This window comes from Mycolicibacter algericus DSM 45454 (assembly GCF_002086455.1).
Lineage (GTDB): Bacteria > Actinomycetota > Actinomycetes > Mycobacteriales > Mycobacteriaceae > Mycobacterium > Mycobacterium algericum.
This window is the reverse complement of record NZ_MVHC01000089.1, coordinates 1-783: the sequence shown is the minus strand read 5'-3', so window position 1 is coordinate 783 and position 783 is coordinate 1. Positions and strand designations below refer to the sequence as shown.

Sequence of the window (783 nt, the reverse complement as noted above, 5' to 3'; positions counted from 1 at the left end):
CCCTCAGCGGGTTCGACATCTTGCCCCGCGATCAGTGCCAGCAACCCCAGGGCCGCGACCACCGGCTCGCCGGCGTGATCCTGGTCAATCCCGGCGAGTGCCTCCAGTAGTGCGTTGGCATCGTTGACCAGAGCCGAGACCAGCGCATCCTTGGCGCCCGGCTCGTCCCAGTCGATCACCGGCTTACCCGTACTGGTGTAGTCATGCCCGGTGCACATCGTCGCGATCGCCTCCGCGCCGCCGGGCACGACCCGCCCCACCCGCCGGATCGCTGAGATCAGCTGGGTGATGGTGTCCTGGGTGGCGACGGCATCGGCCAGAATCGTCGAATCCACCGCACGCTTGCCGCGGCCCCGCAGGATCCCCGTCTCGGAGACCACTTTGCGCACCGCCTCGTTGATTCGATGCGGCCGCTTCGACTTAGCCAGCCGGCTGCGCCAATACACCAGGGTGGTTGCATCGAATCCCTTGTGGTCCAACGCTATCCCGGTCGCCACCTTCCACCGCAGGTCACAGCGCGCGGCCTCGGCTGTCTCCCGATCAGACAGATCATGCAAGGTCTGCAACACCAACACCGAGGCCATCACCGACGCCGGAATCGATGGCCGACCCCGACCCGAGGGAAACAGGTCCTCGAACTCCTCATCACCAAACAAATCGCGACGATGCGCCGCCAAGAACGCAAACATGCTGCCCTCAGGCACCAAGTGCCCAACCAGAGCCTCCGCGTCCAGCAATTCCCGATCCGGCCCCTCCACACCCTGCACCAGGCCATTCTCCCAG

At 65.5% G+C, this 783-nt stretch carries 1 protein-coding gene; it reads right to left on the bottom strand.

What is annotated here, in order from left to right:
* A partial coding sequence (locus BST10_RS22210; RefSeq protein ID WP_133054474.1) for a transposase occupies positions 1–767 on the bottom strand: 767 nt, incomplete at its 3' end.
* Between the last annotated feature and the right edge of the window lie 16 nt (positions 768–783).